Source organism: Bacillus sp. Marseille-P3661, from assembly GCF_900240995.1.
Lineage (GTDB): Bacteria > Bacillota > Bacilli > Bacillales > Bacillaceae_J > OESV01.
Genome location: NZ_LT965956.1, coordinates 58665 through 81016, shown reverse-complemented (window position 1 = coordinate 81016; position 22352 = coordinate 58665). Strand labels below are relative to the sequence as shown.

The window sequence follows — 22352 nt, the reverse complement described above, 5'->3', positions numbered from 1 at the left end:
ACTTTTGAGGTAAAACCCAAATTTCGAATACTCATTCGAAACGCTAAAAATATAACGGGGAAGGTTCTCACGAATAAACTAAGAACCTTCCCTGATTTTTCGAACTTATTTATTAAATCCACTGCACGATATCATTCAAATCTTTTCTTGTTTTCGGACGTGGCTCTCTTATCCGATACCCAAAGGCTGCCATGACAGAAACCGCCAAATGTCCATCCTCTAGTAAACCCTCGTCCATTAGCACCTTTTGTACCTTATCAAAATCGAAGCCCTCAATTGGGCAAGAGTCAATTCCAATTAATGCTGCAGCAGTCATCATATTTGCTAATGCAAGATAAGTTTGTTTACATGCCCAGTCAAATATGGCTCGTTCACTTTCTAGAAGGTGAAGATCGTGCTCTTGGAAACTTTTATATCTAATTTTCATTTGTTCAAACACATCTTCTGGAATTTTCTTAACGTTTAACATTTGATTCTTAACATAGCTTGAATCATATTTAGTATCTTTAATGGTTCTTGCAAGTACTACAACAAAATGACTTGCAGTTAGCAACTGCCCCTGTGCTCCCCATGCAACTTCTCGCAATTTTTCTCGTAATTCTTTATTTTGAACAATGACAAATTTCCAGGGTTCATATCCTACCGAGCTTGGCGAAAGTCTTGCAGCTTCTAAAATAAAGTTAAAATCCTCATCAGAGATTTTTTTAGTGGGATCGAACTCTTTGGTCGCATGTCTAAAACGAAACGCTTGAAGAATTTCATTTTTTTTGGTTTCATGGTTCATTTTGTTAATAAGTCTCCTTTTCCTTGTATATTGCTTTTGGGGTTCGAACATATGCATTTACCCACATTGTTTCATGTATAAAGAATTTCATCCAGTTGCCGTGGAATTATAAACACCTATAACGGTAGAAGTGCTACTTTAGTCGCCAGAACCGTCCCCATGATTAACTTTTCACAACGGTTATTAACCTTTCAAAGTCAGTACTTGTATACTTTTTACTTTTTAAATAATAATCAAATAGTTCTGATGCTGGCAGAACAATTAAAGTTACATCCTGTAATTGTAATGCACGTAGAAAACTGATAGATACCTTTCCTAATTTAATGATCCCTAACTGATCATGAGGAAATAAAAATAGGTTATAAATATGTGTGATCTTATGTTTCTTAAAGTAATCCTTATACGCAAGCTCGTACATATATTGTTTTGTCACATCCTCCACCCCAGGATTGTTCTTAACCTCTCCATTTTTAAAGTATATTTTGTAATACTTGGCATCAAGAATAAGAAAGGTTCTATATCCGAATATTGTGGTTTCCCTCAATATATCTGGTTCAAGCGTATCCTTTTCGGATGGAGTCCCAAATGCGTCTGTCCAAATCGGCTTATCTATCATTTCTCTAAATGTTTTATTAGTCTCATCACCGAGCAGATAAGTACAAACCTTTTCCCATATATGATAAAAAGACCTCGTTCCATAAATCACTAACCCATCCTGTTGGCCCTTAAATCCACTTTTTGAAATAAAGGAATATAACGCTTTAAGAACTAGCTGTTTCCGATCGCTAAACTGTGTGGTTAATTCATCCTTGATCTTACTTAAAATAAATTCAATTGAACCCAAATCATCCAGTTCAATTTCAAACGACATGCTCGGAAATGTGAAATAACCAATCAAACCTGTTCTTTCCAAAAATTTCGTACATTGACTTAGCACATACTTATGAATTTTTCTAATAACATCTTCCTCATCATTCAGTATAACGTTTGTCACATAATCAAAATAAATCGAACTTCCTTTTAGTATATAAGCTGTACCTTCCTCAATAGTCCTGTTCCAGTTGATTTCGCCATTCCGATTCCATTCATAAGCATCTTTTTCATTTGAATACAAGCCATATTCTCTATAATCTCTTAATAAAAAATCAATGATCGAAATCAAGTTATAATGCCCATAATGTTGAAAGCTACCTAGAGACTCGATTTCATCATTCGTAATTTTCTCCCGTTTCGAGTATACATGAAACAATTGTAAAAGTTGTTTCATAACTTCGCTGTAGTCTTCTTCACGCTGAACATATTTAGGGATAAAAAATATCGTTTTATCCTCAAATTGTAGTAAGCCAACAAAGTTAAATTTGTAATCTTTCTCGGCTTTCACTATATTTTTAGACTTTAAAGCGTTTATAAATCGATCAAATTTATGGTCAGATAGTTGCAATACTGTTACCAAATTCTCTTTTGAATATGGCATTAATTCTTTTAGAAAAATGACTTCCATCATATCACTCATCCGAATCTTCTTCTTCGGATTCATTTTCTAATTCATCTCCGCCTGTTTCTGAATTGTCAAGAGTTAGTTCCTCGTCTGCTGGGAGATGCACAGTTTCTGTAACTCTTTCTGTATCTGCATCCACATCCATATTAGTGTCCACATCTGTTTCTATATCCGTATCAGTAGCGTTGTCTTGTTCAGTAGGTGCGTTATTTTCAACAGTCAGTGCTGAAATTTCATTCATTAAATTTGCTAGATCAAACGCAAAAATATTCTTTTTCTGACTATATAGTTTTAAACCATCTGGATAATTTCTGGCTTCCTCAATAAAAAACTCGTTTTTCTTACCGTGCTTAAAAACATCCTCATATAAATACATCAACAGCTTACTTTTAAACGCCCTTTCAAATTTTTTTGGATTTTTAAGGTCCGCTATAGATATAAAGAATGGACCAAGCTGTTTATCTTCTTTTACATCTAATCCAGAAAGACGTTTATTTACGGCTTTTCTAAAGATGTTCCAGTTGATTTCCCCAAACGGATGAATATCGACCATATAGGATTGAATTTTCATTTCACCTTTATCGACATCTATGTATTCAAAGTCCCATCTTCTCTTAAAAGCTGTATCCATAGGAAATACGCCTTGGTCAGCAGTATTCATAGTTGCCCACATATAAAAGTTAGGTGGAAGATATAATTGATCGGTGTCAATGTCATTTGAACGTAAGTATTCTTTCAACTCTTCAGGGATATTGATTTTATATTCACTTTCACCCGTATCGTCTTTTCGGTCTAATAATTGAAAAATATCACCAAACACACTTGCTACATTAGCCCTGTTTATTTCCTCAATAATTAATAGATAGTCTTTATCAATTCCTTTTTCGAAGTCGTGGATGGCTTCTGCTAGTATTCGCAAAAGTGGCCCAGGAACAAATTCGTAGGTAACATACGGTTCATTTTGTATGTTATAAATATCATTATAATCAGCCCCGCCCTGAGAAGTAGTTAATTCAGCTTTAGATGGCTTGCTAGTCGAGTAACGTGGAGAACTTCCGTGCTCTTTATAAATGGGTTTAGGTTTATACGTTCCAACAAATTGAGCATATGTATAGGCAGGATGGAACGTAACTCTTTCATACCTACTGAATTTAGCCCTCGCAGTCTCAATATGATTACTTTTTCCCGTTCCGGGTGCACCAAAAATGATCCAGTTATATGGAAGATCACCTTCTATTTGCTGTTGCTCAATACCTGGTTCTTGAGGTTCATCTATCTCTTGCGTTTGATTATTTTCTTCATGCTCAAAAATGAATTTTGTATTAGTATTCGTTATGTCAAGATAGCTGTTAACCCTTTTGGTGTATTCAACTAGGTCCTCTAGAAACTCAGGTTCTCTTAGAACCGCATCATTCTCGACTTTCTTTAAATAAAAATTTAAATCTTGATTTAGTATCGAATTTAGTATTCTAAGGCTCCCCATATTTTCTCTATAATCTTTTAAATTTACCTTTTCGTCACCAACAGAGAAATTTGAATAGATGCCTTCTTGTTGGAAAATGACATCATGATTTTGATCGGCATCCATTCGTATACGATAAACAGCTTCTTCTGAAATGATAGTAAAAAACTTCACTAAATCATTCTCCAGATCAGTATTAATATTTAAATTTTCTCCTGTAATCCAGTTAAAAAGAATAATTTTTACTTCTTCCTCGTTCTGTTTTATTTGTAAATCAAGTAAATCAATATTTTTTGTAAATACGATCTTTTTGCAATACCTTCTTCCACCTCCCCTAGTTCTCTCAGCGCTCGGAGGAATCGTTTCATCTGTAAATTTCACAGCACTAATTTTCCAAATCAATTCTAATGCTACAACAAGTGCTTCAAGACTTGATTTAATCAACGGATTGCCGTCCAACTTATCAAAAAATTGCGTTTCATCAATGGTGCTTGCACTTATTTCTCCACCAAAATATGTCTTTAACTCATCTTTTAGGGCTTGTTTTAAGACAATCCCATCTCCTGCTTCATCGCTATATTCTAATTCAGCATTATGATTATTGATTTTCCAAAAAGCCGTTACTAAACCCATTAATTGTTTAATATGAGGTATAGACGACTTTATACCTAGTTTTAGTTCGACTTTTCCTCTTTGTTTCATATTCGTTGGATTCATTTGTTAATAGCTCCTCTTTAGATAATTAGATAAATTACTCTAGTATTTATACTTTACTGTACACCCACACCATATTTATATTAACTTAGAGATATTCGTTCAATTAGTTACTATTTTACAGGAAAATTTCACCAAATTGAAACTATGCAAATCTAACAAAATAAAAGAAGACGTAACTGCTATTGCAGCTACGCCTATTTTCGTAAGTTTTATTTAAACAGTTACTTTATGTGCTTTTTCCTCTTTATTCATTGTTTTACGGCGGATATATGGTAAAATGATGCGATCTAAACCATATTTCCCTGCATTCGCTCCTGCAACGAGGATGAATACTGTTAACAATACCATTTGTGCGTTTGTACTAACTGTTCCACTAAATAAGAATGCGAAGTTCATTGTTGAACCCATTAAAGCAGCAAATGTTGTAAATGTTCCAAGAATAAGTCCTAAACCTACTAACAATTCACCCCAAGGTACTAAAACATTGAATAAATCAACATTTGGAAGAGCAAAACCTTCAAGGAATCCTGCCCACCATGCTTGGACGGCTGGATGATCACCGCTTGCTTTACCTATTGCACCTTGTAAGAATCCACTTGCATCAAAGCCACCTGTTATTTTGCCCCATCCACCATGTATCCATTGATAACCTAAATATAATCTAAATAATACCAATAAACCGGCTGCTACATTATTTTCTCTTAACCATTTCACTACCATGTTTTCTCACTCCTCTAATATTGTAAAATCCTATTTTAGGATTTCTTAATTGTTTTGAAGTACTTCTTATACTTTTATTATAGGTAATTTATGATCAAACGGAATAACTTTGTTCACTTATTCACAATATAGATACAAACTAATTACAAAATAGTGAAAACCTATATTTTCCTATTGATTTTTTTAACAGATGCATTTGAACCTCTTTAAGGTAGGACGATTTTTGTCACTATTATTAAAACGTTAACTTTTTCCCCTTTAAGTCCCAGGTCTTGATCCTTTTAAACTAACTTTTATGTATAAGATGTAAAACAACATTCCCATTTTTAATGATTAATTATTCATAAATGTCTTGATTTTTTATATTAATATATTTAATATTGATATATCAAAATACTTTACTTTAGTAAATAAATAAAGTGATAAAGGAGAAACAACTATGAAAAAAATTATTATGTTACTACTAATGGCTGTGATGGCTATTATGGTATCAGCTTGTGGAGCTGAGCCCGAACTACCAGCAGCACCTAGTAATGAAAACGAAAGTACAGAACCAGAATCAGCAACTGGAGACACGTTAGCTCAAATTAAAGAAAAAGGGGAAATCACAATTGCAATCGATGATACATTCCCTCCTATGAATTTCCGTAATGATAAAAATGAATTAACGGGTTTTGATGTGGAGTTAGCTAAAGCCGTCGCAAAGGAACTTGGAGTGGAAGCAAAGTTTATCCCAACAGCATGGGACGGTATTCTACCAGGTCTAGATGCTAGTAGATACGATATCATCATGTCAACTATGAATGTAACTGAAGAACGAAAGCAAATGGTTGATTTCGTAGAATATGTAAATTTAGGACAAATTGTTGCGGTCCAATCAGGAAATCCATTAAATATCAAATCAATTGAAGATCTTACCGGAAAAGTAGTTGGCGTTCAAATCGGTTCAACAAGTGAAGCCGCTGCTAAAGAAATCGAAGGTATTAAAGAAATGAAAACGTACAATGCTTACACAGATGTTTTCAATGACATGGGTCTTGGTCGTTTAGATGCGGTTGTAGTAGCCGATGTAGTAGGTCGTTATTATCAAAACTTAAAACCTGGTGTATTCGATATTGCAGGTGAATCATTCCACAAACTTCCAGTTGGAATTGCAGTTCGAAAAGACGATAACGAACTAGAGAAAGCTTTAACAGAGGCAGTTGCTAAAGTTAAAGAAAATGGAGAGTTTGCTAGAATCAGTAATGAATGGTTTGGAGCAGATTTATCACAACAATAAATATAAAGTTAACTAGAATGATAAATTCGTTATGATACCTTCCCCACTTACATTAGGATAAATCGGTCATCCGATTTATCCTTCTTACATTTACTAAAATTTTTTTGAATTTGACTAAGTATACCAGAACTATTATGAACGAAATTACTTCAAGAGTCTGGAGAACATGAAGGAGAGAAGACCTAATGAAAGATTTTCTTACATTTGCGACAACATATCTTCCCTACCTATTACAAGGTGCATTAATTACGATCGAAATCGCAGTCATTGGTGTTATTTTTGGAAGCATACTAGGAATAATTATCGGGCTTGGTCGCTTATCTAGTAATCGTGTCTTATCACAGATTAGTAGATTTTATATTTGGGTTGTCCGTGGTACCCCGCTATTATTACAATTATTTGTTATTCACTTTGCCATTCCATCTTTATTCAGCTCCCTTACCATGCCACCGTTTGTTTCGGCTTGCATCGCGTTATCCTTAAATGCAGCTGCCTATATTGCAGAAATCGCAAGAGGTGCGATTCAATCGATTGACAAAGGACAAATGGAAGCAGCAAGATCACTTGGTTTAAGCTCTGCACAGGCAATGCGACGCATTATTATTCCACAAGCCTTTCGCCGAATGCTACCACCACTCGGGAATGAATTTATTGCTTTAATTAAAGAATCTTCCCTAGTATCAACAATTGCTTTATATGATTTGCTCCGTACAGGGCAACAAATCATTAGCAGTACGTTCAAGTATATGGAAGTTTACCTTTTAGTAGGTTTAACCTACTTAATACTAACAACGCTCATGAGCTATATTGTTGGAAAAATAGAGAAAAAGGTAGGTGCGTATGAATGATATCATGTAAAAATATCGTAAAAAGCTTTGGTACACTTGACGTATTAAAAGGTGTAAATTTAGATGTTTTACAAGGTGAAGTCGTGGTTATCATTGGACCAAGTGGCTCTGGCAAAAGTACATTCTTGCGCTGCATGAATGTGTTAGAAAAAGCGAATAGCGGAACAATTATAATAGACGGAAAACAGATTGATTCAAGAGAATCATCTCTTAACAAACTTCGCCAGGACATCGGCATGGTTTTTCAGCAATTTAACTTGTTTCCACATATGACGGTCATCGAAAATATCATCGAAGCGCCTGTTTTACTAAAAAAAATGTCAAAAGAACAAGCTATGAAAAAAGGATTGGAGCTACTACAAAAAGTTGGTCTTTCCGAAAAAGCTAACGAATACCCAAACCGTTTATCAGGTGGTCAAAAACAGCGCGTAGCGATCGCTCGAGCGCTCGCGATGGAGCCTAAAATCATGTTGTTTGATGAACCAACATCTGCGCTTGACCCAGAATTAGTTGGTGAAGTCCTCTCTGTTATGAAAAGTTTAGCAAAAGAAGGAATGACAATGATCGTTGTCACCCACGAAATGGGCTTTGCCAAAGAAGTTGCGGATCGCGTTATTTTTATGGATGGCGGTAATATAGTCGAACAAGGTACCCCAACAGCAATTTTTGAAAATCCTAAACATGAACGTACGAAAGAATTTTTGGGACATATAAAATAAAACTTCCACTAGTGAAGGTATTACAGGATATAATAGGAGGTTCATTTCATTATGACTGAAGAATTAGCTGCTAGTGAATTGGCAGGACGTATAGATAATTTAGTAGACAAGTTGTTTCCTAGACTCGTCGAGATTCGGAGACAGCTACACATGTTTCCTGAACTTAGCAATATGGAATTTGAAACAACAAAACAAATCAATAGTTGTTTGAAGGAATTTGGAATAGAACCGATCCCCCACCATTTAAAAACAGGCACAGCCGCAGATATAATCTGTAAAGTCCAAGCACCAATGATTGCACTTCGAGCCGATATCGATGCATTGCCGATTCAAGAAGAATCGGAGCTGCCTTTTCGTTCGAAAATAGATGGTGTCAGTCATATGTGTGGTCACGATGTCCACACTACTATCACATTAGGTGCAGGGCTTGTTCTGAACGAACTAAAGGACTCACTACCTGGGAACGTTCGCTTGCTATTCCAACCTGCAGAAGAAACAGAAGGTGGAGCTACTTCAGTGATTGCAGACGGGCTTCTAAACGGAGTATCGTCGATAATTGGCCTACATAACTCGCCCGATTATCCTGTTGGGACGATTGGAGTCAAGGAAGGATTTTTAATGGCTAGTGTGGATGATTTTACCGTTACAATTAAAGGAAAAGGCGGACATGCTGCCATGCCTGAAAAAACAATCGATCCTATTATCATCGGTACAGCCGTTGTGAGTCAGTTGCAGTCCATAATTAGCCGTTTCATTCCTGCTAAAGAATCTGCCGTTCTAAGCATCGGTTCTTTCCAAGCTGGAGCAACAAATAATGTAATTCCAGATAAAGCAGTATTAAAGGGCACAGTTAGAACTTCCAACGAAAACGTTCGGCAAAAAGTATACGAGTTATTTCAACAAATCGTAACGAATACAGTCAAATCGATGGGTGGCGAAGTTGAAATCGATTATAAATTCCTAATCCCTGCGGTTATTAACGATAAAAACGTAACAGAGGTAGTACGTTCTGCAGCCATCAATGTCGTCGGTCATGAAAACACGGTCACGCTTGAACCTACCATGGTCGGAGAGGATTTTGCATATTACCAAAAAGAAATCCCTGGCTGTTTTGTTTGGGTCGGATCGAGAAATGAAGAAAAAGGAATCGTCAATGGCTGGCATCACCCTAAATTTATGGTAGATGAAGACGCCATTAAAATTGGCGTAAAATGGATGGTCCAATCTGCATTCCAACTTTTAGGTAGGAACTGTTCTTCTCATTGAACATTTGTACGCAATTAAAAGAGTCAGATGAATAGATTAATAATCTATTCATCTGACTCTCTTTTATATTATTGGCTCCGCTATATTTGCCTATTGATTTACGTCGGTACACTGTGCGGTATAACTAGTTTATTAATATGCTAAACTAAATAAACCTTTTATATGTGATAAGTAACGGACATTACTTGCTTCCTTCATTAACGAGGCAGGCAATCCTTTGATTTGTGTTTGGTTTCCGCCAATCATACCAACGGCATCTTTACGTCCTAAACTACCTAACGTTCCAGAAAAAACAGGTTCAAACGGCGCCATAGCTCCACCTTTTATGTGGGCAAATAAATTAAATCCAATATTTTCACCCATTTGCCAGGATAACTGTGCGGTCGGAGGATATGGACAGTCATCTGGTCCCATTACAATAGCACAATCGCCAGCAAAGAAAACATCCTTGTAAGCGGCTGATTGCAAATACTCATTTACAGGTACACGTCCACGATTCACTTCAAGACCTGAATTGGCAACCACATCATTTCCTTGAACACCGCCTGTCCAAACAAGCGTATTGGTTTCAATTCTTCGCCCACTTTTTAATTCAACCGAAGCTGGGTCTACGTTCGTAACCGGAAACCCAAATGTAAATTGAACACCTCGTGATTCTAAACTTGATTGCGCACGTTTAATGAGTGCATCAGGAAAACCTTTTAAAATACTATGGCCTGCTTCAACACAAATTAAAGTGACGTCCTTTCGATTAACTCGGTATTTTTTACATAACTGTGGCATCAAATCAGCAAACTCTCCGATTAATTCAATTCCGGTTAAACCTCCACCACCTACTACAAACGTTGCATCGGCTTTATTTCCAGTTCGGCTGTAGTTCTCAATGCATTTTTCTATATGTGCATGTAAGTGCTTCGCATCATCAACTGATTTCAACTTAAAACTATGTTCTTCAAGTCCTGGAATACCAAAGAAAGCAGTTTGACTACCAAGTGCAACAACTAATAAATCATAATGAAGGTTGTCGTTTTTTTCTAAAGAGATTTCTTTATCTTCAAAATGAATGCTATCTACTGTATCAATAATAAAATCAATATTCTTACCACGAAATAATTTTTCCAGCGGTAACGCCACTGCTTTTTCGGATAAATTTCCTGCTGCCAAGCGATGTAATTCTGTTATAATTTGATGTGTTGGAAAACGATTAACCACCGTAATACGCGCATCACTTTGAGACAAATGTTTCCTTGCTGTTAAAGCTGATAGTAAGCCACCATAGCCTCCGCCTAATATTACAATATGTTTTGTCATACTATTAACCCCTTTACCTGCCACTAAATTATTGGGCATTCCCTTTTGCTTGTTTTTCAGATGTTATATCCAAATAGGCTTGAACAAAACGGAACATCTTTTGCACTTGTGGGTCTTTTAACATTTTAAGCAAACCAAAAAGACCAATTGTTTTTTGGTCGTTAGCTTGTGCACGATCTTTTGCCTCGATTGCTGTTGCAGCCATTCCTTTGACTGTACTTTCAACTGGCTCAATAAACTCTTTCATTCCTCCCATTAAATCCTCATACAACACGCGATCTGTAGTTAACGATTGAATTAAGTCGTACGATTTATTTAACGCCGTTGTCATTTCTACTATTTTGGGTAGATTTTCAATAAGTGTTGTAAGTGATTCTTGAACTTCCGGTTTTGAGAGTTGATCAAATAGTTCCGTTTTTACTTGATCATTTTCAGATGATTTGTTCTGAAATCCATTATTAAACATTTCTTCTATCGTTGTTTCTCGTTCTCTAAGTAAAGTTGCTGGCATTATTTCGTTCCTCCTAGTCCATGAATTCTGGTACTTATTCTGCTATTCCAGATCTTCCGATATTATCTAGGAATAACGCTGCGATCTCTCTTTCAACTTTCAACAATGACTAACGAAACACAGGGCAGTTTCATCCCAAACAAAAATAAAACATTAACTAGTAGTATCTAATGTTTAAGAAATACGAAACTATTAATATTCCTTACCGTAACGAGCTATTGTTTAGTTCTCGAAAGAAAAATAAACGTTATTTTCATTTGTAACAATTTCTCCATTGACATATCCTTTTCTATTGCACACATTCAATCTATCATATTTCCATATAATTTCAAAACCATCATGTAAGCGGGAACATACATACTTTTCTTTAGAAATCTTCCTTATTCGTTATTTTACTATAAAACATCACTATATTTTTACTATTTTAAAAGTGAATATATTATTTTAATAAACTTATAATTGCTTATCCTAGTATTTTCAACTCTTTTATTTTCATAAAAGTATGAATAATTATATAGTTTTTGTAAACTATCTTGTAACCCCCCTATTAGCTTCTTGGATGCAATTTTCACCAGAAAAGACTGTGGCATACCCCTTTATATACACTGGGTGACAGAGACTCAGGACTTATTCCTCATTTACTTTGTTAATGTTCTTTTGTATCTTGTCGTTAAATAAAATATAAAATAGTTGTTAGTTTGACAATTCACATGTATAAGTTGGAGTTCAATTATTGTTCACAAAGTTTTCACTACAAAGTAGGTCGAATATATGATATAATAAATATAAAATTCAAAAGATTCATTAAATTCACAAAACTCAAGGAGGTAATTTATGTATCAAATTAAAGAAAAAGAAAGAATTTTCATTTATACTGGCCCTGATGGTTCTGGAAGAAAAACTCTAGGAAAAATGGTCGCAACTGCCTTCGATATGGAAACCGTTCTCTCGTATACCACTCGTCCCCCACGCCATTATGAAATCAACGGAGAAGACTATCACTTTGTTTCTAAAGAAACTTTTCTAAAAATGCAGGAACAGGGCGAATTCCTTGAAAGTGTTGAAATTGATGGAAATCATTACGGAATTCGTGAAATTGATATTATAGAAACCTTTAAAGAACATAATTTAGTTTATATGGCTCTTAATCCTGAAGGAGCTGAAAAATTAAAACAAATGTATGGTGAAAAGGTAGTTCGCATTTTTATTTATGCCAACCGCGAAACAGTCATCGAGAGACAAAAGAAACGCCAAGATGGTGAGTCAGAGATCCAGCGCCATATGTCTCATTATGATGAAACAATGAATTATAAAAATCAATGTGAGCATATTTTTGAAAATTATGATTTGCCACAGGTTTCCTTTCAAATTAGCGAATTAATTGAATCGTATTTAGAAAGAAATTTGATTGAAACGGATTACTAAAGAGGGTTCGGTTTGTGGAGTTAAAGTGCATGGACAGACTTTACGATTACTAAAATAACATACAAATTAGAAGACCAAATCGTGTTGTTGATTTGGTCTCTTTATTCTTTTTAAATAAATATTAATTCTAGCGCAGCAGAAATTCAAAAAATAAACACCTATACACCCTCCCACAAAGAGATTATAGATGTGAAGTATGCCCCTTTCCCCGTTTCGCTTTATACTTATTACCTACCTTAATTATAAATGGTGTACCAATAATTGTTGGTAAAAACCAAAAAATTAGAACCGGAATTTCGTTTAATAACGGAACTCTGGGGCTGTTAACGACAATTGTAGCGGTTACGATTCCAATATAAGATCCAAGCATACCGCCAATATGGTTACTTAGCCAATTTTTCCACTTTATTTTTACAGCTAGATATCCAAGCAGAGCAAGTGCATAGGAAAAAACTCCAATATAGAAAAGATAAGCACTTTCCTCCCAATGAATAATCGACATCACGACAGTTGATAGGAACACAAGAACATATGACCAATGATAAATCTCACCCGAAACAGTATGTTTGCCTTTCTTTTTCTTAGCAGACATCGCAAAGATACCACTTATCAGACAGATGAAACCTGTTGCAATATGTGAAAATAAAACTAAATTAAACAAGTGATCCTCTCCTCAAATAGTTTATTTGGAGTCCGACCTACTACTCTCTACTCTCAGTTCTTTTATAATTAGAAGTACACCAATCCCATAAACAAGAAAAATTGCTAAAGGAACAAGTATAAATGCTTGGTTAACAAACCATCCTCCAAGGAAAAAAGAAGATAAACAGACACCTAAAGTAACAACTAAATAAGCGTTGCTTTTATAAATCCACATATAAGGCAGAAAGTGCGATCCTCCAAGCAATCCTATCGTGAAAGGCAGGTAGGCTGGTATATGTATATAAACGACGATAAAGACTGGAATAAAAAAAGCTTGTGCAAAAGCAACGATTCCTCCTAATGTACCTAACGGATTACCAGAAGATAGGATATTTACACCGAGAAACTTACTGATTAATAATCCTAATGGAAAAATTGCCGTTAGACCAAAAATCCACACTAATTGGACGGTTGCCATTGGAAATATAAATGGAAGTAATATAAATATAAAAAACACACAGGAACCCGATAGTAAAATAGGATATCCTTTTTTAGCTTCAAATACGATTTCAGTTCGCAAAGTTTCTAATGTTTTCATCATGAATACACCACTTTTTCTATTAATATGGCGCTACCTAATTACTATATCAACATTTCCCTTTATTTACCATTGTTTTTTTGGATAATTTGAACTAATTTCTCTAAAGATTGGTTTTCCTGATAAGTCCTCCATTTGTGCTAGATCTAAGAAAAAAGCTCTATATGCTCTTTTGGAAAAGGCACCTTCTTCATGCAATACTCATGGGATCACTTGATAACTGAGCGCTCCAATAAAATTTAAAATTCGGAGGCTTTGGTTACTCCTTTTTAATTTAGAAGTAACCTTTTCCCCCGATAATGTCGCTCTTGCTCATTTTAGTACTCTGAAAGATTCCCTCACATCCTTCGCAAACTGAACTGGATGGTCAATCTTCACAAAGTGAATGTACATCAATTTTGGATTGTCAAAAAGCCAATGATTATGGAAAGCTGTAATAAGTATTCCATGCTCGCGTAGTTTACTAGCTAAGGGATTAAATTCTTCCTCTAGAAGAACTGTTTCTCCACTACACAGTGCCCTGCCATCCGGTGTTAATGATTCAAACGCAAACATTTGTGGAATAGCGAGGAAGGATCGACTTGGTCTTCCCAAAATCCGAGGTCTTATTTCGTTCCGTGATCTCATCACCATGCAAACGCCATCTTCAAAGGTTTGGTCTCCACCTAGTATTCTATGAAATTCTTCACATAACTCTTCCGCTCTACTATTTACACGCTGTCTCCCTAATCCAAAACCACCAATATTTTTAGTAGTCAATACATCAAGCGCATCCTTTGTATTTCGAGCAAAATCAAGTGGTTCATCAATGGATTCAAAATGAATATACATCAAACGAGGATCATCAAATAACCAGTGATTGTGTACGGCGGTGACAAAAATATTATGTGACCTTAGAACAGAAATAAATGGATTTATTTCTTCTTGAAGAATCACAGTCTCCCCAAGGCATAACGCTTTACCTTGGCTGTCCAACTGTTCAAATGAAAATGCCTGAGGAACAAACATAAAAGATTCTGCTCTGCGTCTCAAAACAGTTGGGTGGATATTGGTCCGAGACCGAGTTGCTGTACAAACACCGTTAATAACAGCTGGCATTGCGTCTAAAATGTTAGCAAACTCCTGACAGAGCTTGCTTGGCTCCATACTACTCATTTCATTCATAATTGCGATTCCCCCATCTAAATAAATGTTCCATAATAGGCTATTCATGGTTAATTATTTTGACAGGGCTATTTTCCTATCGCTTTTCTAATGGATTGGCTATACGTGGATTTTTCTTCAAATTGTTTCTGCTATCCCTTCACCCGATGTTTGCATTTGCTTTTTAAAGCTACTTTTAGATAATCTCTTACAGTTAGATCACCTTATTAAAATAAATATCAAAATATTTTTAGAACCCATAAATAGAGGTACATATGAGTAGGACTCACGTGTACCTCTATTGGTTAAATTGAGATATTAATATTAAGCGTGTACTTCGCTAGTTTCAACGATATCATTAATTTTAAGGAATAAGTTTTGATTTCGATAAGAGAAATCATCTGTAATTTCAGTGCTGAACCAGTGTGGTATCTCAAACTTTTCAGCTTCTTTCTCTGAATCAAATTCAACCTTTACAATCGTTAGTCCCTCTAATTTTCCGAAATATTTATAGATCGTTAAATGATGACCGCAATAATCATAGAATAATCTCTTTTTGATAATTGGTTTTAAACTTATTAAATTATTGAATAATTGGATATAGGTATTTTCTTTAATTTCAGTTTCTGTTTTAATACGAGCCATCCCTTGACCTTTCTTGATTGAGAGATAATAAGTAACTTTGTGAGGTTCTGTCGTATAGTCCTCAATACTTCTAATTCTAACCTCTTCATCAACCCCAACAGCTATGTAGCGCTGTTCTACCAAATCAATCGCAACTAGATCTAAGTGTTCTAATAGATAGTCATTTTCGACAATAAACTTTCTATCAATCTTCTTCCCTGCTCCCATTAAAACTCACCTCAATTTTTATAACTTTATATTTGTATAGTTATTCTACCAGAAACAAATTTAGATGTACATAATTTTCTAATTATTCTAACATAAATTTTCATTCAATTTTTACTATTAACTCCGGGCTATTGATAGACCGATTGTTTTTTGATAAATACAAAAACCTAACTTTCAATTGCTATTTGTATAGCAGATGGAAGTTAGGTCTCATGAACACGAATTAATTGAAGTTGGAACGTTATAAGAAATATAAACGGCACTGTAGTATTTAGTATGAGTATCTATCATACTAAGCTACTTAAACTTATCCCCGCTGCCTATTAACTCTCAATTTTTTAATGAAATATGGTTTTCTGAACGAGAATTACTCGTAGAAACTGCTAAAGTTATGGATGCAAAATGTTCCCAACAAGGTTGGGTCATCGTCCTCTATTGAAGACCTTTCTCACTGTTCCTTGCTTTGTTCTTCTTCCGCTAAAAGAAGAACTTTTTTTCGCTACATGTCTACTTTGTTAATTTAATTTAACTACAGAAAAGCACCACCAAATTTTTAGACTGTGTACTAAATTTGGTGGTGCAATTTTAAATTCTATATTCAATTATTGTGCTGAACTAAAATGTTTCTCTAGCTTTCGAATAATTTCATCATTTTCAGCTTCAACTACTTCGAGATGTTGTGGTTTTTCGAACAGTTCGTTAATTTGTTCAGGGAATGTTTGCTCAATATTACAACGTTCAATCGATTCATTAAATTTTGCTGGATGAGCAGTTGCAAGTGTCACAGTCACCTCATTTGAATCGGTAGTGTGTTCGTATGCTGCAACCCCACAAGAAGTATGTGGATCAAGTAAATAATTCGTTTCGGCATAATACTTGCTAATTGTTTGCAGGCACTCCTCACCCTGTACGCCATATGCAGCAAAATCGGCTTGTACCTGACGCAACTGCTCCTCATTTACTACAATTTTTCCTTCGGATTTAAATTGGTCCATTAAATTAGTAACTGAACTTGAATCTTCTTTTAGCAAGTAGTATAGATAACGCTCGAAATTGCTGGCAACTTGAATATCCATAGAAGGACTAAATGTGCTACGGAATTCACCTGGCTCATACACACCATCGTTGATAAAACGTTCTAAAATATTGTTTTCGTTCGTTGCAACAATCAGTTTACCAACAGGAAGACCCATTCTCTTTGCCAAATAACCCGCAAAAATGTCCCCGAAGTTCCCAGTTGGCACACTAAAGTTAAGACTTTCTATATTTTTCTCTTTTGCCACTTGGAAATACGCATAGAAATAATAAACGATTTGCGCTAGGATGCGAGCAAAGTTGATCGAATTGATAGCACGCAAATGATATTTTTCTTTAAAATCCAAATCTGCAAATATTTCTTTTATCATTCTTTGACCATCGTCAAAAGTTCCTTTAATCGCTAAATTTAGAACAGTTGGATCATCCACAGTCGTCATTTGCAGCTCTTGTACCTTACTTACTTTTCCATGTGGATGCAATATACAAATGCGAATTCCTTCTTTTCCTCTTACACCCTCAATAGCCGATGCACCTGTATCCCCAGACGTAGCCCCAAGGATATTAATGGTAACACCTGTCTTCTTTGCAATATAAGAATATAAATTCCCTAAAAATTGCAGCGCTACATCTTTAAAAGCAAAAGTTGGTCCATGGAACAATTCGAGAACATACATATTATCCTTAACTTTTTGGACAGGTGTCACTTCAGGATGACGGAAAGTCCCATAGCTTTTCTCAATTAATCCCTTGAGTTCATTCTCTGGGATTTCCCCATCTACATATTGAGAAATAATTTCATATGCTAATTCTTGATATGATAACTTGGACATCGAATCCAGCTTTTCATCCGAAAATTGTGGAATTTGTTTTGGAACTAATAGTCCACCATCCGTTGCCAAGCCCATCAAAACTGTATCAATAAAACCAATTTCATTTACATTACCGCGTGTACTAATATATTTCATAACAGCCTCCAAGAAATAAATAATATCTTTATCTTTGCCCAGATTTAGCCGTGAGTCAATATGTATTTGAAATAATTCGACATTTTTTTAAAAAAATAATCGAAACTGTGGCCCTATTTTCTGGTAAATCGCTTTAACTAACTACGTGCTAAGAAAAATGACCAAACTCACTAAGAATTTGGTCGAACCATTTTTTTATAGGATTAGCATTGGAAATCTTAGTTCATAAATGGTTTCAACCACTTTTACTTTGGTTTATTCGCGTTTATATTTTAATTAGGCATTTGTGTTAATTTTCCTCTTCAAGGTAACTGTTCCTTAAGGCCATTTATTTTGCTTTTTCGGGTAATTGGGTTTCGATTTTATTGAGCAACTCCATAAACTTGTCTATTCTCTCATTTCTATTGCTATTAAAAGATGTTAAAGTTCCCTTTGGATTAATCGCTAGATCAGTAACCCCTTGGTACACACTATACAACTCACTTAATGTTTCATAAGCTTTTTGATAGTCTTCAGGTGGATTTTGAAGTTTCTTCATCAGATCGGCAACATTATCTTGTGACGTTTCAATACTTTCTATTGTTTTTTTTGTATTCTCATCAGCAAAAAGACGTGCTAAGGAGACATTGAAATCATCTTCAAAATAACCATATTTTTTTGTATATTGGTCAGTTTTAAAATCTTCTTCTTCATATATTGTGTTAACCCAAACTTTTGCTGTCAAATTCAGCAAACTCTCAGCCTGTGCACCACTTGCTACCATTTCAATTAATAAAAGATCAACATTTTCGGCATATTCAGCCGCTATTTTTTCGGATTGTTGTTTACTGTAAACCGAGTAACCAACCCCAAGCAATAGTCCCACCACTAAAAGGCTTATAATTAATGTAAGTAATTTCTTCTTTTTGCGTTTCTCCATCTTCAAATTTACAGATGTTAGTTCAACTTTTTGAGTACTCTCCTGTTCCCCATCCAATGGATAGCCACAATGAGGACAACTTTTTACCTTATCAGAAATCTCTCTAGAACATTCAGGACATGAAATTAATGCCACTACAATCACCCTTCGAATGTTTGATTCCTTTTATTATCACCACTATTCTCATAAATATTTTAAGAACACAAATTTTCTGAAGCACCTAGGCAAGGTCAAAGGGACAGGTCAATTGGTCTTATCAAAATAAAAATTAAACCACCTTACCTGTCCCCTTGGCCTATGAATAATTATTATTAATTTAGACAAATTAAAATAGAATTGAATGCTTATAAAAGAAAGTAGGATTTTAATTATGGAAAATGATCATTTATGCAATAGCACAATCTTTCCATTGGGACATAAAGTTGAAACAGACTTTAGCGGTGATGCATACATACATATGGTGTTCTCAGATCCAACTCCACTTAATACATCTATTAGAAATGTGACATTTGCTCCAAGAGCTCGCACTAACTGGCACTCCCATAAAATAGGGCAAGTTTTGTTAATTACAGGTGGTGAGGGATGGTATCAAGAAGAAGGAAAAACAGCACAATTCATCAAAACTGGTGATGTGGTGAATATTCCACCGAATATAAAACATTGGCATGGTGCAACAAAAGACAGTTGGTTTGTACATTTAGCACTCACACCTGGGGAAACAGAATGGTTAGAGCCTGTTGATGAAGAATGGTTTAATTCATTGTAAAAAGCATCGAGTCATCTGATTCGATCTGTTTGTTCATTTGTTACTACGGAAGAAATAATTTTTAATACAAGAGGACAACAGGTATCACTTATATTAAGAGTAAATAAACCTTAATCCCAAAAATAATAGAAAAAAGTTAAAATAGTTTCATGGCGATAAAAAAATAAAACCGCCTTTATTTGGCGGATACATTTTCAATACTATATATTTCTTTTAATTTATCGGTCAAGAAATTACATAAAACCGTAATCTCTCTTTGTAAATCAGCAGGTTTGCGAAAAGTATCAACATTAGCAATTTCATGTATTTTTTTCGAAACTAGATTATACAAAACCTTTTCTTCCTCCTTTGCTTCTCTAAACTCAACCTCTAGGTTACTTCGAGTTACTTTACTTTCATAGAAATAACTTTCATGTTTCTCCAACAAGTATTCCTCCTATCATTTATGGCTCTTGTTTAAAGTTTATTCATAGAAAATAAAGTAGATTCCTAAAAGTTAAAAGTTATTTTAATCATAAAAATAGCGCTAGACTTCAGGGTCACTATATGAGTAGGCTAGTCAGTAAAACTTTAGTAGATCAATTGAAACGAGTTACTAATACATAAAGCACAGCCCATAAACGCCCAATTGCTTCAATGGCCTTTCGGTCATAGCATTAACTACTAACAATCAGTAGAGGATGCCCCAACACTGATCGAGTTTCACTTTATCAGCTATTTCCTTTTATCTTTTTCAAACCAGCCAAACGCAATTTCTGCCTGTATGATTTCATTATTTGGTGAAACTAAAAAAATTATAAATGACCCTCCTGGTGGAAAGATAAATTTCCCATCTTCATCACTGGCTAAGGTACTTTGCGGTGGGACAATCCGCCTGAATGCCATCACCCCTTTTCTTGGAAATCCTTCAACAAATTCAGCATATGTGATTTTTACTTCGGGCTTCGGCAGCGGTGAAAGGGCTGTGTTTGCAGGCGTCACATTTTTCGAAATCATTGGTTTGCCAGGAGGAATGGGATTAAACCAAATTTCAGCTTCAAAAGGTTGATCGGAATGATTGGTGATGGTAAACGCATTTACAAATAAATTGACATCAGATTTAAACGGGTTAACTAAGCCTCCCCACGCATTTTTTCCTTTTCCAAAACGAATGTGTTCCGTTTGTCCTACAAAATATCTCCCCTGTAAAGATTGATACAAGGGGTTAGGTATGTTAACGGCTTTATTCAATCGGTCATTATTAAACAATGGCATAAGAATACTTCACTCCTTTCTATATTTTATGAAATTTGATAGTGAAAGTTTGGACAAAAATATTAAAAAACAATTATGTACTGCTAACAATTCTAAAATTTTGTATTAAGAGCCTTCCCTAAAAAAGTTGATTCCTAGATAAAAATAAGGAAACCAACTTTTTCACTTGACTTAATTCAACTACATTGACCTAACAAGGTTTAAATTAAATCTTTGTTTCTATAATAAATGCAACTATTTACTTTCTAAAGCTTTTAGAAGATACAGGGCGTTTGTATCTATACTCAAGATGGAATGCACTAGGCGTTGTCGTCAGGTGTGCAAATCACTGTGCAATTCCCCGCATCGTCACAAACAATATCACAATGAATGACTCTTAAATCATCACCAAAGCAGACTATTGAGCAAATAGGGCCCACACAAACTAATTGGCAATTGTCTGGGATGTCTCTGATAGGTATTATTTTTACCTTAGAGAGTGAACTAGGGTGTACTATTGGATTGAAAATTTGATTGGAACAACAGCACTTCTCTTTCTCTTTTTTCTTCTTTGACATATTCCATTCACCTCCTTCATAACAAGATATTCATGAAGGGGACAGGGGTATGGTTGTTTATCAAGGTATGAAAGAAATTGGGATACTAAATAGTTATCAAACTCCCCTGTATGGATTGATAATTTTAATTATTTAAAAGATAATTTTTTCAGAGCTCTCACGTTCTTTCATTCTCTCCAACTTTTAATTTCCACTAGGCAGATCAACCTTTGAGGAAAGACGATTCACGAAAAGATCCTCAAACTCCCACTGCTGCGCTATACATAATTTGAAATTTGTTCTACAACAAAAAATAAAAAAGTTTATCCAACTTTTAAAAACAAAAAGACTATTTCCCCTCTTGCTGGAAATAGCCTAAAAAAGTTTACTCTTCAACATCAAAATGACCTCGTAAATACCGTTCCATATATGGATCAAATTTACGGTTTTTCTTTGTGCCGATTATGCGTAAGCATTGAAATCATGATTCGTTTTGTTTATCTATTGTTTAACGTACACGTACTCAGTTCATCCTAAATAGTTATTACAGCTTTGGAAAACACTTTGATAGGATATTGAAATCATCTTAAAATATCCTATTCCATGCATATGGATGTTTAATCTACCTCTCTAACTAAGTTCAGCACTCCCGTTATTGCTTCTTCTATAGCCTCTTCTTTTGTGTCTCCGAATCCATTTTGACAATACCATTCTGCTCTTTCTGCAGTGGCAACAGCATGCCAATGTTTCCCATTTTGAAAGATATCTATTAGGATACCACATGTTGGATCGTCGTAATGCAATCGTTCTGTTTGTCTAAGCAAATTAAAATCTATTTTCACTTTTCTATCTCCTTCAGATACCTTAATATTAAGGAATATTTTTCTACTTATGATTAGAATTTATTCACCCTGTTCGATTATATTTGCAGATAACCTAAGCACATATCTCCTGATAATAACCCAATAAAAAAATCCCGTTAGAATTAGAATCAATTCAAACGGGATTTCAAGTGAGCAAAGCTTTTAGCCAATATAGCTGTTACCTGTAACTGGAGCATTTGTTCTCAAATGATAGGCGTATCACCTAAACACTATTT

The 22352-nt window shown here is 35.0% G+C and carries 21 protein-coding genes; 6 read left to right on the top strand and 15 right to left on the bottom strand.

From position 1 onward, the window contains the following. Nucleotides 1-112: 112 nt before the first annotated feature. The 4 genes from C1724_RS19490 to C1724_RS19475 all read right to left on the bottom strand — a co-directional run bounded on the left by C1724_RS19490 (nucleotide 113) and on the right by C1724_RS19475 (nucleotide 5181). The gene (locus C1724_RS19490; protein WP_102348446.1) at nucleotides 113-784 is read right to left on the bottom strand and encodes an NAD(P)H-dependent oxidoreductase; all 672 of its coding nucleotides are present in this window, start codon (nucleotides 782-784) and stop codon (nucleotides 113-115) included. Between the two features lie 163 nt (nucleotides 785-947). Beyond that, nucleotides 948-2321 carry an LlaJI family restriction endonuclease gene (locus tag C1724_RS19485; RefSeq protein WP_102348445.1) on the bottom strand — a complete coding sequence of 458 codons (1374 nt, stop codon included), beginning with the start codon at nucleotides 2319-2321 and terminating at the stop codon, nucleotides 948-950. Further along, nucleotides 2290-4461, bottom strand: coding sequence for an AAA family ATPase (locus C1724_RS19480; protein ID WP_102348444.1), 2172 nt, complete (start codon nucleotides 4459-4461; stop codon nucleotides 2290-2292). Before C1724_RS19480 ends, C1724_RS19485 begins: the two co-directional genes overlap by 32 nt. 213 nt (nucleotides 4462-4674) lie before the next feature. Beyond that, nucleotides 4675-5181 (bottom strand): DoxX family membrane protein, encoded by a 507-nt coding sequence (locus tag C1724_RS19475; protein ID WP_102348443.1) that lies wholly within the window; start codon nucleotides 5179-5181, stop codon nucleotides 4675-4677. 439 nt (nucleotides 5182-5620) lie between these two features. Here C1724_RS19475 and C1724_RS19470 point away from each other — a divergent pair, with 439 nt between their 5' ends. From C1724_RS19470 to C1724_RS19455, 4 genes are all read left to right on the top strand, one after another. Further along, on the top strand, nucleotides 5621-6460 hold the full coding sequence (locus tag C1724_RS19470; RefSeq protein ID WP_102348442.1) for an ABC transporter substrate-binding protein: 840 nt from the start codon (nucleotides 5621-5623) through the stop codon (nucleotides 6458-6460). A gap of 185 nt (nucleotides 6461-6645) precedes the next feature. Continuing rightward, entirely contained in the window at nucleotides 6646-7308 is a 663-nt protein-coding gene (locus C1724_RS19465) for an amino acid ABC transporter permease (RefSeq protein ID WP_102348441.1), read from the top strand. Then, a complete protein-coding gene (locus C1724_RS19460; protein ID WP_102348440.1) occupies nucleotides 7305-8027 on the top strand; it encodes an amino acid ABC transporter ATP-binding protein in 723 nt (240 codons plus the stop codon). Before C1724_RS19465 ends, C1724_RS19460 begins: the two co-directional genes overlap by 4 nt. Before the next feature lie 51 nt (nucleotides 8028-8078). After that, nucleotides 8079-9293, top strand: coding sequence for a M20 metallopeptidase family protein (locus C1724_RS19455; RefSeq protein ID WP_102348439.1), 1215 nt, complete (start codon nucleotides 8079-8081; stop codon nucleotides 9291-9293). 132 nt (nucleotides 9294-9425) lie between these two features. Here the strand turns inward: C1724_RS19455 and C1724_RS19450 are convergent, their stop codons facing one another. Beyond that, complete coding sequence (locus C1724_RS19450) at nucleotides 9426-10604, bottom strand: NAD(P)/FAD-dependent oxidoreductase (protein WP_102348438.1); 1179 nt, start codon at nucleotides 10602-10604, stop codon at nucleotides 9426-9428. 28 nt (nucleotides 10605-10632) lie between these two features. Then, nucleotides 10633-11070, bottom strand: a complete 438-nt coding sequence (locus C1724_RS19445) for a DUF1641 domain-containing protein (protein WP_374703478.1) — start codon at nucleotides 11068-11070, stop codon at nucleotides 10633-10635. Between the two features lie 879 nt (nucleotides 11071-11949). On the opposite strand from C1724_RS19445, the gene C1724_RS19440 reads away from it, so the two are divergent. Beyond that, the gene (locus C1724_RS19440) at nucleotides 11950-12540 is read left to right on the top strand and encodes a guanylate kinase (RefSeq protein ID WP_102348436.1); all 591 of its coding nucleotides are present in this window, start codon (nucleotides 11950-11952) and stop codon (nucleotides 12538-12540) included. 181 nt (nucleotides 12541-12721) lie between these two features. Here the strand turns inward: C1724_RS19440 and C1724_RS19435 are convergent, their stop codons facing one another. The 6 genes from C1724_RS19435 to C1724_RS19410 all read right to left on the bottom strand — a co-directional run bounded on the left by C1724_RS19435 (nucleotide 12722) and on the right by C1724_RS19410 (nucleotide 18832). Next, entirely contained in the window at nucleotides 12722-13201 is a 480-nt protein-coding gene (locus C1724_RS19435) for a DUF2306 domain-containing protein (protein WP_102348435.1), read from the bottom strand. Nucleotides 13202-13222: 21 nt separating this feature from the next. Next, nucleotides 13223-13783 carry a DUF7010 family protein gene (locus C1724_RS19430; protein WP_102348434.1) on the bottom strand — a complete coding sequence of 187 codons (561 nt, stop codon included), beginning with the start codon at nucleotides 13781-13783 and terminating at the stop codon, nucleotides 13223-13225. Nucleotides 13784-14092: 309 nt separating this feature from the next. Then, nucleotides 14093-14944, bottom strand: coding sequence for a DUF1259 domain-containing protein (locus C1724_RS19425; protein WP_180994355.1), 852 nt, complete (start codon nucleotides 14942-14944; stop codon nucleotides 14093-14095). A gap of 303 nt (nucleotides 14945-15247) precedes the next feature. Next, nucleotides 15248-15775 carry an adenylate cyclase gene (locus tag C1724_RS19420; protein WP_102348433.1) on the bottom strand — a complete coding sequence of 176 codons (528 nt, stop codon included), beginning with the start codon at nucleotides 15773-15775 and terminating at the stop codon, nucleotides 15248-15250. Nucleotides 15776-16377: 602 nt separating this feature from the next. Then, nucleotides 16378-17778, bottom strand: a complete 1401-nt coding sequence (gene thrC / locus C1724_RS19415) for a threonine synthase (protein ID WP_102348432.1) — start codon at nucleotides 17776-17778, stop codon at nucleotides 16378-16380. A gap of 328 nt (nucleotides 17779-18106) precedes the next feature. Continuing rightward, nucleotides 18107-18832 (bottom strand): zinc-ribbon domain-containing protein, encoded by a 726-nt coding sequence (locus tag C1724_RS19410; RefSeq protein ID WP_102348431.1) that lies wholly within the window; start codon nucleotides 18830-18832, stop codon nucleotides 18107-18109. Nucleotides 18833-19067: 235 nt separating this feature from the next. Here C1724_RS19410 and C1724_RS19405 point away from each other — a divergent pair, with 235 nt between their 5' ends. Beyond that, the gene (locus C1724_RS19405; RefSeq protein ID WP_102348430.1) at nucleotides 19068-19463 is read left to right on the top strand and encodes a cupin domain-containing protein; all 396 of its coding nucleotides are present in this window, start codon (nucleotides 19068-19070) and stop codon (nucleotides 19461-19463) included. A 175-nt stretch (nucleotides 19464-19638) separates the two neighbouring features. Here C1724_RS19405 and C1724_RS19400 read toward each other — a convergent pair whose 3' ends face one another. The 3 genes from C1724_RS19400 to C1724_RS19385 all read right to left on the bottom strand — a co-directional run bounded on the left by C1724_RS19400 (nucleotide 19639) and on the right by C1724_RS19385 (nucleotide 22095). Next, nucleotides 19639-19887, bottom strand: coding sequence for a hypothetical protein (locus C1724_RS19400; RefSeq protein WP_102348429.1), 249 nt, complete (start codon nucleotides 19885-19887; stop codon nucleotides 19639-19641). Between the two features lie 290 nt (nucleotides 19888-20177). After that, nucleotides 20178-20717 (bottom strand): DUF6143 family protein, encoded by a 540-nt coding sequence (locus tag C1724_RS19395; RefSeq protein WP_180994354.1) that lies wholly within the window; start codon nucleotides 20715-20717, stop codon nucleotides 20178-20180. A gap of 1153 nt (nucleotides 20718-21870) precedes the next feature. Continuing rightward, entirely contained in the window at nucleotides 21871-22095 is a 225-nt protein-coding gene (locus C1724_RS19385) for a hypothetical protein (protein ID WP_102348427.1), read from the bottom strand. Nucleotides 22096-22352: the final 257 nt, after the last annotated feature.